Consider the following 16,544-nt stretch of genomic DNA (forward strand, 5'->3'; position numbering starts at 1 on the left):
AGGTTTTTTCCTTATGAAATGGTGTCAAATTCGCGGGCCGGGATGCGGTGGCTTGTCCACTTGTCCGGGCCATCGCGGCGAAATTCGGTGACGTGTTTAAGAACGCCGGGGGAGGCAAAGCGCGGAAACCGGGCGGTCAGGTGGTCCGGCCCCAGCGTTTTGAGAAAGGACTTTGTCAGTCTCGCGCCAAGGTTTGACCCCGGGTAGGGGGCGATCAGTTCCATGATCCACGCCTGTGTGCCCGAGGCCCAGTCGCGCGGGGCGATCATCTGTCCGTTGATCAGCTTTGCCTCGGCCTCTGGTGACAGAAAGGCCCATGTGATGGCGGCGCGCGGCACGCCCTCGATGTTGCGAATGTGGTAGAACCGCAGGTCAACGGGCGGCTGAATCAGCAGGCGGATGTCGGAAAAGGAAATCCGGTCATATTTGGGCGCACGCATGTAAAGAAAGGAGATCGCGCCATAGGCGGCGATCTGGTCCTGATCCGGATATTCCGGTTTCGGCCCGTCCATTCCGGTCTTGGTTGATGTCATGCCTGATCTGTGCCCCGCTCTGGCCCATAAGGTTAATGGCGGCCCGGTTTGTCAAGCATTGCAAGCGGTTGGGAAAGACCGTTGCGGTGGCGGTGGTGTTGAGGGCACAAAGGGGACGCACCTTTTGCGCGGGACACACGACCGGATGACCAAGACCCCTGAGGAACCGCTGTTGCTGATCGCGCCGGAGCCGCTGCCGGTGCTGCCCTATGCCTTTGCGCGCGACCACGGGGTCGCCTTGGACGGTCTGCGGGTGGTGGCGGGGCCGGCGGCCACGCTGACCGGCCTGCGCGAGGCGCAGCGGCGCGCGGGGCTGGCGGCCCCGCTGGACACGCCGGATGCGGCGGGGTTCGAGTCGGTGCTGGCGCGGCTGTACCACAGCGCCAAGCGCGATGGTGAGGCGCAGGGGGTGAGCTTTGACCTTGTGGATGATGCCGGGCAGCGGCGCGGGCGCGATCTGTTGGAGGACGCCGAGGAGGCGCCGGTGATCCAGTTGGTCAACCAGTTGCTGCGCAAGGCGGTGCTGGACGGCGCGTCGGACCTGCATATCGAGCCGCATGAGGGGGGGCTGCGCGCGCGGATGCGCATCGACGGCTTTTTGCAGACGGTGATGGACCGGGCGGATGTGCCGGTGAAACGGGTGGTCTCGCGGCTAAAGGTCATGGCGGGGCTGGACATCGCCGAGACGCGCCTGCCGCAGGACGGGCGGATTCCCTTGCGGCTGGGCGGGCGGATGATTGACACGCGGGTGAGTTCCTTGCCGGGCAATTACGGTGAGCGGATCGTGCTGCGGATTCTGGACCGGGCGGCGGGGTTGATGCCGCTGGAGCAGTTGGGGCTGGATCAGGTGCAGATTGCGCTGTTGGAAAAGCTGGCCGCCACGCCGAACGGGATCATCCTTGCCACCGGCCCGACGGGCGCGGGCAAGACGACGACGCTGTATTCGCTGCTCAAGCTGGCGGATCGCGAAGAGCGCAATATCGTCACGGTCGAGGACCCGATCGAATATGACCTGACGGGGATCTCCCAGACCCAGATCAACGCCGAGATCGGCATGACCTTTGCCGCCGGGCTGCGGGCGACGCTGCGGCAGGACCCGGATGTGATCCTTGTGGGGGAAATCCGCGATGGAGAGACCGCCAGCACCGCCGCGCAGGCGGCGCTGACCGGGCATCTGGTGTTCTCGTCGCTGCACGCGAATAGCTCGGTTGCCGCCGTGGTGCGGCTGCGCGATCTGGGGCTGGAGAATTTCCTGATCTCGGCCACGCTGCGCGGGGTCATCGCGCAACGGCTGTTGCGGCGCTTGTGCCAGACCTGCCGCCAGCCACATGCGCCGACGGAATCGGAGGCGCGGCAGTTCGATATGACCAACATGCCGCTGCCCACGGCGGTCTATGTGGCCAAGGGCTGTCCGGCCTGTAACGGGGCGGGCTATGTCGGGCGGATCGGGATTTTCGAGATATTGCCGGTGGATGAGGACCTGCGCGAGGCGATCAACTATGGCGCGGGCGAGGGGGCGTTGTGGAAAAGCACGCTGGAGCCGCGTGACCGCCTCATCGGGCAGGCGCTGCGGGCAGTGGCCACCGGGCAGACCAGCCTTGCCGAGGCCCTGCGCGTGGTCGGGGATGGCGGATGAGGGCCTTTGCCTATGTCGCCTACACCGCCGAGGGGAAACGCAAGGCGGGCACGGTTGTTGCCGAGACCGAGGTCGATGCCTCGGAGCAGCTCAAGGCGCAGGGGCTGTATGTCTCTGACCTGACGGCGCGGTCGCGCGGGCGCGCGGCGCGGGGACGGGGCTTTGGCCTTGGCTTTGGTCCGGCGCGGTTGTCGCGCGATTTGCAGGCGGTCTTTACCCGCCAGATGGCGGTGCTGCTGAGCGCCGAGATGGCGGTGGACGACGCGCTGGGCACGCTGAAAAGCGCGGGCAGCACGGCGGCGCTGGATCAGGTGGTGGCCCGCGCGCAGGCCGCCCTGCTGGAAGGAGAACCGCTGTCGGTGGCGTTGGAAACCAGCGGCGCGGGGTTCCCGCGTTACTATCTGGCCGCCGTGCAGGCAGGTGAGCGCGCGGGGGAGTTGTCAAACGTTTTCAACAGTCTGGCAGAGCATCTTGAGACCGCGCGCAGCGACCGGGCGCAGTTGGGCTCGGCGCTGGTCTATCCGGCGTTTGTGGCGGTGGTCTCTGTGCTGGTGGCGGGGGTGCTGTTTGTCACCGTCGCACCCGAGATCGTGGCGCTGTTTGAAACCTCTGGCCGCCCCTTGCCGGATTTGACGCGGCGCATGATGGCGCTGTCGCGCTGGATCGAGGGGCATATGGCGCTGCTGGGCGGGGTCGCGCTGGCGCTGATCGCCTTTGGCGTGATCAGCGGGCGGGTGCAGTCGCTGCGCGATGCGCGCGACAGGGCGTTCCTGCGGCTGCCGGTGGTGGGCACGCTGATGCGGCAGGGCGCGGCTGTGCAATACCTGCGCACGCTGGCGCTGGTGCTGGATGCGCGCCACACGGTGCCGATTGCAGTGGAAAGCGCGGGGTCGGTCCTGACCATCAGCCGTTTTCGAGCGGAATCCGACAAGGTGGCAGAGGCCATTCACGCCGGGGAATCGCTGTCTACCGCGCTGACGGCGCTGAGCGTGGTGCCGCCCGTGGCGCGCCAGTTGATCGGCGCAGGCGAAGTGTCGGCCCGGTTGGCGCGGATGACGGGGCGCGCGGCGGCCTTGGTGGAAAACGGCCTGTCGACTCAGCGCAAGCGCATTGCCGCGCTGATGGAGCCGGCGCTGATGATGCTGGTTGGCGCAATGGTGCTGGTGATCGTGCTGTCGGTGCTGCTGCCGATTTTCGACCTGCAAACGCTGGTCGCCCCTTGAGGGGAAAAAGACAGAGCATTCCCCTTGATCCAAAACGAGCTTTTAAACGCTTGGGGTTAGAGTGCGAAGTTAAGGGGTGTCGCCGGAAAGTCGCACTTCATTTCGCGCATCGGTAGAATTTGACAGGTTTTGGTCTGTAGCCTTCCCAGAGGTCAACGGCTCGGCTACGAAATTGTGAAATATGCAGCATACCAGTTGGTCCCGCGCCTCATTTCAGCGCGCGCGGGCAGGCGTCTGGCGTGGCGCCCAAGGAGGAATTTGAATGTCGGTTGGTCAGAATCTGGGTCGAATTTTTGCACTCTGGGTCTTTTCGCTGCTGGCAGCATCCGCCGCACAGGCGCAGGCCACGTTCAGTTCAAACCTGTCTCCGGACACGATCAGCGAAGGGTCGGTTTCGACACTGACCTACGATATCGTCAACGGGGTCGGATCCCCGCTGGTCAGTGGCGCGTTCACCACCACCTTGCCGGCGGGTGTCACCTTTGCGACGCCCTCGGGTCTGGACGTCTCGACGGGATGTGCGGGTGCAACCGCCACAGCCCCCGATGGCGGAACCGTGCTGACCGTCAGCACGGTGTCTATCGGGTCCTTTGGAAGCTGCTCGGTGTCGGTTCTGGTCACGTCGACCACTGTTGGCAGCCAAATCATCACCAGCGGCGATTTCACCTCTGATCAAGGCAACTCTGGTACGGCCACCTCAACCCTGACGGTGAATGCGGCCGCTGACGGGCCGACCTTCAGCAAATCGCTGTCCGCGTCGTCTGTCGCCATCAATGACACCACGCGGGTGACCTACCTGATCGACAACACCGCCAACGGCAACTTTGTGAACGGCGCCAGCTTTGTCGAGAATCTGCCGTCGGGCGTTACGGTGGCCCCGGCCCCCAATGTCGACGTGTCGACCTGTGCATTTCCGCCCAACGTGACCGCCAGCGGCGGCTCTATCTCTGTCTCTGGCATCACTTTGCTCAGCGGGACAACCTGTAGCATCTCGCTGAACCTCAAGGCGACCTCGGCGGGCACATATACCCTGCTGTCCGGGGATCTGGCGACCTTTTCCGACAGCTACGGCAAAAGCCTTGCCTCGTTGAGTGTCACCGGACTGCCCACAGGCACGCCGCAGTTGCAAAAGTTCTTTCCGGACGGTGTGGCCAACCCCGGCGGGACCGCGACGCTGGAATTCCATATCTCCAACGGCGACAGGGATTTTTCCGCCACCGGGATAACCTTTACCGATGATCTGGATGCCATGCTTTCTGGTGCGACCGTGGCGGCCGCCTCGCTGCCCAGCGATCCTTGCGGCACCGGGTCGACGATCAGCGGCTCTTCGGTTCTGACCTTCTCCGGCGGCACGCTTGCGCCGGGATCGAATTGCAGCTTTTCGGTTCAGGTGACTGTGCCCGGCGGCACCGCTGGCGGGTCTTATGCCAATACGACCTCCTCGCTGACCGGGTCGCTGGGCGGCACCGGGTTCACCGGCAACCCGGCCACCGACACGCTGGAGGTCGCAAGTGCGACGATCGACCAGCCGACCTTTACGCTGGAGTTCACCGACGATCCGGTCCTGCCGGGCAATACCTTCAACGCGCGCTACACGATCACCAATGCCTCTGCCACGACAACGGTGACCGACCTTGCCTTTGCGCATGACATCTCTTTCACCTCGGCCACGGTCGCCGGCGGCACCGGCTCCAACCTGTGTGGCTCGGGCTCTTTTGTCTTTGTCAACACGGTCTCCGGCACGCCCTTCCTGAACCTCACCGGCGGGCAGTTGGCGGCCAGCGCAAGCTGCGTCATCGACGTCACCTTTCAGACCGACATAAGCGAGACGATCGGCGACTACCCGACAACCACCGGGCCGCTGTCCTACAACAATGGTGCGTCGGTCGTGTCCGGACCGACCGCAAGCGATACGCTGACCGTCGAGGGCGGCGCGGATCTGACCCTGTCCAAGCTGTTTGGACAGGACAACGCCCAGCCGGGCGAGACCGTGTCGTTGACCTTTACCATCTCCAGCGCGGCGGAATCGGTCAGTGTGGCAACGGCCATCGCCTTTACCGACGACCTGCACGTCTTCCACGCCGGATCGACCTTTGCCGGGCTTACCTCTAACACCTGCGGCGGCACCGGGGCCGGGGCGACAAGCGATCCCTCGGGCGCCGCAGTGGTCGACGGGACATTCAGTTATTCCGGCGGCACGCTGGCCCCGGACAGTAGCTGTACCATCGTCATCGATGTGACACTGGGCGCGGGCGATCCCGGCGCCGAGGTGACCAACACGTCCTCGACCCTGACCGCCACCGCAGGCAGCGCGGCGACAACCGCGCCGGCGGCGACGGATACACTGTTTATCGGTACGGTCGAGCCTTATCAGTTGTCGTTCGCCTTCGACACAACCTCGGCGTTGCCGGATGATCTGATCGGTCTGGATGTCACGATCACCAACCCCAATGCGCCCGGCACCGGGGACGCGACAGGCATTTTCCTGATAAGTTCGCTGAGTTCCGCGCTGTCCGGTCTGGCGGCCGAAGCGCCGCTTCCGACCGATCCCTGCGGCACGGGCAGTTCGCTGTCGGGCACCACCACTGTCATCATGACCGGCGGCAATGTGGCGGGCGGCGCGTCCTGTTCCTTTACCATTCTGGTCCGGGTGCCGGCGGCGGCGGCGGACGGGTCCTACGCCGTCACGGCGCAGACCTCCGGCTCTGTCGGTGGGGTCGGGGTGTCCGTCGACGGAGTCGCGAAGCTGGTGATCGACAGCAACCTGTTGTCGATGACCAAGAGCTTTGCGGCATCGACGGTGACCGCTGGCGATACCGTGGACATCAGCATCGTGGTCACCAACGACTCGACGACCCGTACGGTCACCGATGTCGCCTTTACGGATGATATCGACGCCATGCTGTCGGGGGCCACGATCCTGTCGCAGTCCGCGACCTGCGGCAGCACCGCAGCCAGCACGGCCACGGTGCTGGACCTGTCAACGGGCACCCTGACGCCCGGCGCGACCTGCACCGTCACCGCGACATTGCAGATCCCGGTGAGTGCCCCCGCCAGCAACGCGACCAATACAACCAGCGCGGTGACCGGCATGGTCGGTAGCGCGGCGGTGTCCGGCGCGGCGGCGACGGACACGATCACCGTCACCCCCGACATCGACCTGGTCTTTGCCAAGGATCTGACTCCGTTGGCCGCCCCGGCGTCCGGCACCACGTCCCTGACGTTCACCATCCAGAATGCCAGCCCGACGGCGACTGCCTCGAACGTCGGCTTTACCGACGATCTGGACGCCATGCTGAGCGGCACGCTGGCGGGTGGGCTATCGGCCAGCGCCGGCTGTGGCGGCGGCACCTTTACCGGCACCTCTTTCCTGACCTTCAGCGGTGGCAACATCGCGGCGGGCAACACCTGTACACTGACGGCCACGATCAGCCTGCCCGGATCGGCAACGCCCGGGGTCTATACCAACACCACCAGCCCGCTTTTCATTGCTGGCGTGGCCTCTGAGGAGGCGGTGAGCGACACGCTGACCATCGTGCCCGCACCGGGGTTCGCCAAGGTCTTTGCCGATGCAACCATCGCGCAGGGCCAGACCAGCACGCTGACCTTTACCGTGGACAATTCTGCGTCGATCATTGAGGCGACCTCTCTCAGCTTTACCGACAACCTGCCCGCCGGGGTGCAGGTGGCGGCGACGCCCAATGCCTCGACCACCTGTACCGGCGGTAGCCTGACGGCGAGTGGCGGCACCGGCGTGATCAGCTATACCGGCGGCACCGTGACGGCCTCGGCCTCCTGTACGGTGGCGGTGGATGTCACCGGCACCGCGCTGGGCAGCCATGTGAACACCACCGGCAACCTGACCTCGACGCTGGGCAATTCCGGCACCGCGTCGGACACCCTTGTGGTTGAGCCGCTGCCGACATTTGCCAAGGCCTTTGCCGCCAGCACGATCGGTGTCAACCAGACCACAAGCCTGACCTTTACCTTGGACAACACCGGCGCCACTCTGGCCGCATCGGCACTGGATTTCACCGACAACCTGCCCGCTGGCCTGCAAGTGGCCGCAACGCCCAATGCCACGACCACCTGTACCGGCGGCACGTTGACCGCCACCGGCGGCACCGGCGTGATCAGCTATACCGGCGGCAGCCTTGCGGGGGCGGCCTCTTGTACCGTGGCGGTTGACGTGACCCCCACCTCGACCGGCGCAAAGGTCAACACCACCGGCGACCTGACCTCATCGCTGGGCAATTCCGGTACGGCGACCGACACGCTGACCGTTGTGCCGCAGCCGGTCTTTTCCAAGTCGTTCGGAACCGATCCCATCGGCGTCGGGCTGGTGACATCGCTCAGCTTTCGCATCGACAACGCTGGGTCGTCGCTGGCCGCGACAAGTCTGGATTTCACCGACAATCTGCCTGCGGGCATGATTGTCGCGACCCCGGCCAATACCTCGAACAACTGTACCGGCGGCACCCTGACCGCCACGGCGGGCAGCGGGGCGATCAGCTATACCGGCGGATCGCTGGGCGGGGGATCGTCCTGTGCGATCTCGGTCGATGTGACCACCACCGCCACCGGCGTCCTGACCAACACCACCGGCGATCTGACCTCATCGCTCGGCAATTCCGGCACCGCGTCCAAGACGCTGACCGTTGTGCCGCAGCCGAATTTCACCAAGAGCTTTGCCGACAGCGCGATCCCGCTCGGGTTCTCATCGACGCTGACCCTGACCATCGACAACAGTGCCTCCAGCGGGGCGGCGAGTGCGGTGGCCTTCACCGATACCCTGCCTGCCGGGTTGCAAATCGCCACCCCTGCGAACGCGACGACCAACTGCGCCAGTGCCACGCTGACCGCCCCGGGGGGCGGCAGCGCCATCAGCCTGAGCGGCGGGTTCTTGAACGGCGGAACAAGCTGTCTGGTCGAGGTGGATGTGACTGGCACCGCGCTGGGCAGCCATGTGAACACCACCGGCGATCTGACCTCGTCTCTGGGCAATTCCGGCACCGCGTCGGACACCCTTGTGGTTGAGCCGCAGCCGGGCTTTGCCAAGGCCTTTACCGATGCGGCCATCGCGCAGGGCTTTTCCACCACGCTGACCTTTACCATCGACAATTCGGGCGCGACGCTGACCGCCTCGGCGCTGGATTTCACTGATACACTGCCTGCGGGCTTGCAAGTGGCGGCGACGCCCAATGCGGCGACCACCTGTACCGGCGGCACCCTGACCGCGACGGGCGGGGCAGGGGTCATCAGCTACACCGGCGGCAGCCTGACAGGCGGCGGCACCTGTACCTTGGCGGTCGATGTGACCGGCACCGCAACCGGCGCGCTGACCAACACCTCGGGTGATCTGACCTCTTCGATGGGCAACTCTGGCACCGCCAGCGACAGCGTGACCGTTGTCCCGCAACCGGGTTTCGCCAAGGCGTTTTCACCGGCGGGTATCAACCTTGGCCAGTCCTCGACGCTGACGTTCACCGTCGACAACAGCGGGTCGATCCTTGCGGCCACGGCGCTTGATTTCAGCGACACGCTGCCCGCCAATCTGGCGGTTGCGGCGACACCCAACGCATCGACCACCTGTACCGGCGGCACATTGACCGCCACCGGCGGCGCAGGCAGCGTCAGCTACACCGGCGGCAGCCTTGCCGCCTCGGCGAGCTGTACTGTCAGTGTCGATGTCACGCCAAGCGCGGCGGGGACCTTCAACAACCTGTCCGGGGATCTGACCTCTTCGCTGGGCAACTCCGGCACGGCGGCGGCGACGCTGACCGTGATCACACCGGAAATCGGTATTTCCGGCTCTGTCGGCGGGGCGGTTGCCGACGGCGGCACGCTGGATCAGGGGACACCCGATGCGGGCGCGCAGCAGACGTTGACGTTAACCGTTTCCAACACCGGCACGGATGCCTTGACCCTTGCCGCAGCGCCGGTGATTTCCGGGGCCAGCAACGTGGTGGTGGACAGTGTCACCGGCCCGCTGGCGACCACGGTTCCAATCGGCGGCAGCACAACGATCACCATTCTGTACACGCCCGCAGCGGCGATCCAGACCGATCCCACCATCAGCCTGCCGTTCAGCTTTGACCTCTCGCTGGGCAATAATGACGTCGATGAGGCGCCCTATGACTTTACCGTCAGCGGCACGGCGCAGGATGTCACGGTGCCGTCCGGCTATACAGTTGCCTTTGATCAGAACCCGGTGAACAGCGGCAATGAGGGCAGCATCAGCTTTACCTTTGCAGCGGCTGAGGTGGGCGCGGGTTTCGCTTATAGCATCACCTCATCGGGGGGCGGCGCGCCGGTCGCAGGGATCGGCACCATCGCCACGGCGACGGACCAGATCACCGGCGTCGATGTGTCCGGGCTGGCGGACGGGACGCTGACGCTGACCGTGGCGCTGACCGATCCGGCGGGCAACACCGGGGCGGACGCCACGGCCACCACCGCCAAGGATGCCACGGCCCCTGCGGGCTATGCGGCCACCTTTGATCAGGACCCGGTGAACGGGGCCAACCAGACGGCGGTCAGCTTTACCTTTGCCGGGGCCGAGGTCGGGAGTACCTATGTCTATGCGATCTCCTCGTCGGGGGGCGGCGCGCCGGTGACCACCATGGGCACCATCGCGACGGCCACGGACCAGATTTCGGGGATCGACGTTTCGGGCCTTGGCGACGGGACGCTGACGCTGTCGGTGACGCTGACCGATACGTCGGGCAACACCGGCGCGGCGGTCACGGACACCGCCACCAAGGATGCCACGGCCCCTGCGGGCTATACCGCCACCTTCGATCAGGACCCGTTGAACGGGGCCAACCAGACGGCGGTCAGTTATACCTTTGCGGCGGCCGAGGTCGGCGCGGGCTTTGCCTATAGCATCACCTCGGACGGCGGTGGCGCGGCGGTCACCGGCACCGGCACCATCGCGACAGCCACGGACCAGATCGCCGGCATCGACGTCTCCGGTCTTGGCGACGGGACGCTGACCCTGTCGGTGACGCTGACCGATGTGGCGGGCAACACGGGCGTGGCGGCCACGGATACCACCACCAAGGACGCCACCGCCCCTGCCGGCTATACGGTCGCCTTTGATCAGGACCCGGTGAACGCCGCGAACCAGACGGCGATGAGCTTTACCTTCGCGGGTGCCGAGGTTGGCGCGGGCTATGCCTATAGCATCGCCTCGGATGGCGGCGGCGCGGCTGTCACCGGCACCGGCACCATTGCCACGATCACCGATGTGGTCAGCGGGCTGGACCTGTCGGGCCTTGGCGACGGCACACTGACCCTGACGGTCGCGTTGACGGATGTGGCGGGCAACACCGGCACGGATGCCACCGACACGGTTGCCAAGGACACGCTGGCCCCGGCGGTTGCCATCGACACACCCCTGTCCGGCGATGGTTTTGTGAATGCGGCTGAGGCCGCCGGCTTTGTCCTGTCGGGGACGTCGATGGGTATGCCGGACGGCAGCCTTGTCGATATCTCGCTGACCGGGAATGGCGTCACCGTTGCCGGGCTGAGCACAACCGTCACGGGCGGTGTCTGGACCTTGCCGTTTGACTTGACGTTCTTCACCGACGGTCCGATCAGCGTCGTGGCCATCGGCTACGACCAGGCGAACAATCCATCGCCGCAGGCGACGGCCACGGGGACGCTGGATACCACCGCCCCCACCGGCTACACCATCGCCTTTGATCAGGACCCGGTGAACCTGTCGAACCATACGGCGATCGATATCACCATCAGCGGGGCCGAAGTGGGGGCAACCGTCGCGTTGCGGATCAGTTCCGACAACGGGGCGACGATTGTCACTCCCGCTACGGTCACCGCAGCGAGCGCAACGGTCAATGTGACGGGGCTTGACCTCAGCTCATTGGGCGACGGCACGCTGACTGTCACGGCGATCCTGACCGATCCTGCCGGCAACCCGGGAAGCGCCGTCACCGGCACCGCGACAAAGGATACCGTCGCGCCCGGTCTGACCATCGACACTCCGCTGGCCGGGGACGGGGTGGTCAATGCCGCAGAGGCTGCGGTTGTGACCGTCTCGGGCACCGCCACCGACCTTGCCGATGGCACCGTCGTAACTGTCAACGTGACCGACACCGGCGCGGGCCTTGCCACAGGCACGGCCAATGTCGCGGGCGGCGTCTGGACCCTCACGCTGGACCTGTCGGGGCTGGCGGACGGCGCGTTGAGCTTGACCGCTGACGCCTCGGACGCGGCGAGCAACCCCGCCCCGCAGGCCACCGCGACTGCCAGCAAGGACGCCGACGTCCCTCTGGTCACCATCGACGGACCCATCGCAGGCGATGACGTGATCAACGCGGCTGAGGCGGGTTCCTTTACTGTCTCGGGCACCGCCACCGGCGTTGCCGATGGCACAATTGTCCGTCTGATCCTGCGCGACAGCGCATTGGCGGCTGTCTACAACCGCGACGCCACGGTCACGGCGGGCGCGTGGAGCCTGAGCTTTGACATCGCGGCGCTGGTGGATGGCAGCTATGACCTGTCCGCCGACGTCACCGATCCGGCAGGCAACCCGGCGGCGCAGGCGACCACCGCGCTGACCAAGGACACCGAGGCCCCGTCGATCCAGATCGCCGATCCTGCGGCGGGCGCGACCAGCTTTTTCGACAACGCCGTAAACGCGGCAGAGGCGGCGGCATTCACCGCATCGGGCACGGCGCTGAACGCGGCGGACGCGGTGCAGGTTGTCCTGACCGCCACCGATGGTGCATCGGGCAGCGTGTCGGTCACCACCGGCCTGACCGCCGGTCCCGCGCCTGCGCACAGCTGGACCGATGCGTTGGACCTGACCACGCTTGCCGACGGGGCGATCACCCTGACGGCGGTGATCATCGACGCCGCTGGCAACACCTCATCGGCCTCGACCAGTTTCCTCAAGGACACCACGGCACCTGCGGGCTATACCGCCACGCTGGATCAGGACCCGGTGAACATCGCCAATGAAACAGCGGCGAGCTTTACCTTTGCGGATGCCGAGGTCGGACCGGGCGCGCCCGGAACCGATGTCACCTTTGCCTATAGCATCACCTCTGACGGCGGCGGTGCAGCGGTCACCGGCACTGGCACCATTGCTACGGCCACGGATCAGGTGACGGGCATCGACCTGTCGGGCCTGTCCGATGGCACCCTGACGCTGAGCGTTACGCTGACCGATTTCAAGGGCAACACCGGCGCGGCGGCGACCGACACCGCCACCAAGGATGCTACCGCCCCCGGTCTGACACTCGATGCACCGCTGGCGGGTGATGACGTGGTCAACGGGGCAGAGGCGGCGGCGGTCGTGATCTCCGGCACCTCGACGGATCTGCTGGACGGCACCACGGTTACCGTGGCCGTCAGCGATGGCGCTGCGGGCCTTGTCACCGGGGCGGCCACCGTCACCGGCGGAATCTGGACTGTCACGCTGGACCTGAGCCCGCTTGCCGATGGGACACTTGGCCTGACAGCGGACGCAACGGACGCGGCGGGCAACCCAGCGCCGCAGGCGAGCGCCGCGATGACCAAGGACTCTGTCGCGCCGACCGGCTACAGCGCCAGCTTTGACGACGATCCGGTGAATGCGGGCAATCACACCTCGACCGGCTTTACCTTTGCCGGGGCCGAGGTGGGGACGAGCTTTGCCTATACCATCACCTCCGACGGCGGCGGCACGCCGGTCAGTGGCGCGGGCACCATCGCCACGGCGACCGACCAGATCGCCGGGCTGGACCTGAGCGGCCTTGCCGACGGCACACTGACGCTGACCGTGGCGCTGACCGATCCGGCGGGCAACACCGGCACGGATGCGACCGATACGGCGGTCAAGGACGCAACCCTGCCCACCGTCGCCATCGACACCCCGATTGCGGGCGATGACGTGGTCAATGCGGCAGAGGCGCTTGCCACACCCGTGTCCGGCACCTCGACCGATCTGGCCGATGGGGCGGTGGTCTCGATTGTCGTCAGCGATGGCGCGGCGGGGTCTGTCACCGGCACCGCGACCGTCACGGGCGGTCTGTGGACGGCGACGCTGGACCTGTCGGGCCTTGCGGATGGGGCGCTTGCCCTGACGGCCGATGTCTCTGACGCGGCGGGCAACGCGGCCCCGCAGGCCAGTGCCAGCGCGACCAAGGACGCCACAGCGCCCAGCGGGTACAGCGCGGCCTTCGATCAGGACCCGGTCAATGCGGGCAACCAGACGGCGGTCAGCTTTACCTTTGCCGGGGCCGAGGTGGGGACGGGCTATGCCTATACGATCACCTCTGACGGCGGCGGAACGCCGGTCAGCGGCACGGGCACCATCGCCAGCGCCAGTGACCAGATCAGCGGGCTGGACCTGACGGCGTTGTCCGACGGCACCCTGACGCTGACGGTGGCGCTGACCGATGCGGCGGGCAACACCGGCGCGGATGCGACGGATACGGCGGTCAAGGATGTGGCGGTGCCCACCGCGACGCTGACCGGTCCGGTTACGCCGCAGGCCGATCCCTTTACAGTGACGCTGACCTTCTCTGAGGCGGTTACCGGGCTGGACCTGACCTCGGTCGCGCTGGTCAACGGCACCGCCTCGGCGCTGACGGGCAGTGGCGCGGACTACAGCTTTACCGTGACTCCGGATCATGACGGCACGGTCGAGATTGCGCTGGATGCGGGCGCGGCCGCGGATGTTGTGGGCAACCTGTCCACGGCGGCCACCGCGATCACCGTCACCGCCGAACTGACCGGCACACCCAACCCGACGCCGCTGCCCGACGCGGATGGCGACGGAGTGGCCGACATCTATGAAACCGGCGACCGGGACGGCGACGGCATCCCCGACGATGAGGATTTCGACCCGCAGGGCTATTTCTACTGCGAGGACGATGGCCGCATCATCCCCGGCGGCGGGTTCACCGTCTCGGGACCTGCGGGGAGCAATTCGTCGCTGGGGACGCTCAATGACATCAACATCACCCGCGACGGTTCAACCGGTGAAATCCAGTGGTTCGCCCTGCGCCCGGGCACCTATTCGATGTCGCTGAGCTATCCGACGGCTGTGGGTGTTCCCAGCACGGCGCGCCTGTCCTCTGGCACGCTGGACCTGACCTCTTTGCTGCCGGCCAACCCGGCGGTGATCGGTTCGTCCGAGTTCGGTGCGACAGGGTTCCTTGCGGATGCCTCGCTGGCGGCCAACCCGGCCTTCTACACCGGCTTTGTGATCGAACCGGGTGATCCGTTTGTGCTGTCGAACAACATCCCGATGACGCAATGCGCCGAAAACCTCGTGACGCTCACCGCCACGACCGACGGGGCAGAGGCCAATACCGGCGTGCCGACCGACGCGACCTTTACCGTGTCGCAGGGGCGTGTATCGACCGTGGATACGGTGATTGCCTATACGGTTGCGGGCTCGGCCACCTCGGGCACCGACTTCACCGCGGTTTCGGGCACGGTGACGATCCCGGCGGGCGCGACATCGGCCACCATCACCGTGCCGGTGCTGGAGGATGGCGACATCGAGGGGCCGGAGACGGTCGAGATCACGCTGACCGGCGTGACCTCGGGCGATTTGACCACGCTGCTGGGGACCGCGGTGACGGCCAGCGCCACTATCGCAGATGACGACTTTGCCGATATCGCGGTGGTCAACGTGGACCTTGTCACCAACGAGGGCGGCGGCGACGATGCCACCATGACCTTTGCGCTGCTGGGGATGCCGACATCGCCGGTCACGCTGCGGTTTGCGGGCGACAGCCAGTGTACCGTGGCCCCGGCCAGCATCACCTTTACGGCGGCGGATTATGCGGTGCCGCAGGCGCTGACGATCCGGGCCATCGACGATGATAAGGTCGAAGGCACGCACAGCTGTCAGCCGACCGTTGTAGTCAGTTCCGCAGATACCCGCTATGACGGCGCACCGCTGGCGCTGGCGACGGTCACCGTGACCGACGACCTGGTGGACCAGATCCGCGAGCCGCTGACCGAGATCCTTGAAGACGACCTTGAGGAGACGATCACGGCGCAGACCAAGGCGTTCAGCCGGATGTCCAAAGGCGCGTTGCAACGCCTGCAGGCCGGCCGTGATCTGCCGTGCGGGACGATCCAGGGCTTTGACGTCGATGGCAGTGTCCAGATACAGGACGCGACAGGGGCGGCGCAGGGCTCATTCGGGCGCGATGCCTACAACTGCGTCACCGACACGCGAGAGATCCTTGACGGCACCTTCTCTCTGAACAAGACCGAGGACACCGGCGTTCAGGCGCTGTTCCAGTTCGCCTGGCAGCGTGAGCGGTTCATCAGCGACGCCGAAATCGCCGGGTACTTCCTTGGCGGCTACTACAGCCGGACGGATGTCAGCGGTCTGGGCGATGGCAAGATCGACGGGTTTGGCGTCAATGGCGGGCTTTATGGGGCGCGCAGCTTTGCGCAGGGTCTCTTCCTTGACTACTACCTCGCCGGGGCCGCCGGACGGCACAGGTTCGACATCGACTTTGACGCCGCAACCGCGCCGATCAACGCCACGGGCCAATACAGCTATCTGGCCGGTTTCGCCGGGGTTGGCATCTCTGGCCAGCGCGAATTCGACAGCTTTGTGATGAAGCCGCGGGTTGGTCTGGACCTTGCCTATGCCAAGGCGGGCGATGCGGATGTGACCGCCACGCAACTGGGGCTGAGCCACAATGGCGTGATCGATCTGGACGATTTCAGCGGCGTGCGCGCGACGGCGGAAATCCGGTTCGAGAGCCTGTCCGCTCCGGGTGGGGCAGAGGCGCTGTCGGGCATGATGCGCACCGCCTTTACCCCGCGCTTTACCTGCGAGTTGTCGTCTTACGAAGATGGGGCGAACTGCGGGTTGGGTCTGGCCTTTGCCTGGGAGCGGACGGATGCGGCCAGCGGTCTGACATGGGGTTTCGAGGTGGATGTAGAGCAGATCGACGACAGCCGCCGGTTTACCTTTAACATCACGCGGGAGCGTCCGGTTGCCAATGGGCGCGGCGCGGTTGTGACACGTCTTTCGATGCCCGAGGCGCAGACCCTGCAGTTGGAACACGGGCTGAAGCTGGACTTCTGATCAGGGGGGCGGGCCCACCCGCCCCCGCTCCGGCGCGGCCCCACCCACCCACCCCCGCGCGCCCGATCGAGCGCGGGCGG

The 16,544-nt window shown here is 66.1% G+C and carries 4 protein-coding genes; 3 read left to right on the plus strand and 1 reads right to left on the minus strand.

Annotated features, from left to right (window positions below; genetic code table 11):
- Positions 1–11 precede the first annotated feature (11 nt).
- Complete coding sequence (locus VOI21_RS09510; RefSeq protein WP_323769608.1) at positions 12–533, minus strand: toxin-activating lysine-acyltransferase; 522 nt, start codon at positions 531–533, stop codon at positions 12–14.
- 145 nt (positions 534–678) lie between these two features.
- Between VOI21_RS09510 and VOI21_RS09515 the strand changes: the two genes are divergently transcribed.
- The 3 genes from VOI21_RS09515 (at position 679) to VOI21_RS09525 (ending at position 16,464) form a co-directional block, all read left to right on the plus strand.
- Positions 679–2,169, plus strand: coding sequence for a GspE/PulE family protein (locus VOI21_RS09515; protein WP_323769609.1), 1,491 nt, complete (start codon positions 679–681; stop codon positions 2,167–2,169).
- Positions 2,166–3,392 (plus strand): type II secretion system F family protein, encoded by a 1,227-nt coding sequence (locus VOI21_RS09520; RefSeq protein ID WP_323769610.1) that lies wholly within the window; start codon positions 2,166–2,168, stop codon positions 3,390–3,392. The genes VOI21_RS09515 and VOI21_RS09520 overlap by 4 nt, the downstream gene beginning before the upstream one ends.
- Positions 3,393–3,654: 262 nt before the next feature.
- Positions 3,655–16,464 carry a Calx-beta domain-containing protein gene (locus VOI21_RS09525; protein ID WP_323769611.1) on the plus strand — a complete coding sequence of 4,270 codons (12,810 nt, stop codon included), beginning with the start codon at positions 3,655–3,657 and terminating at the stop codon, positions 16,462–16,464.
- Positions 16,465–16,544: the final 80 nt, after the last annotated feature.

The organism is Antarctobacter sp., assembly GCF_034670325.1.
Classification (GTDB): domain Bacteria; phylum Pseudomonadota; class Alphaproteobacteria; order Rhodobacterales; family Rhodobacteraceae; genus Antarctobacter.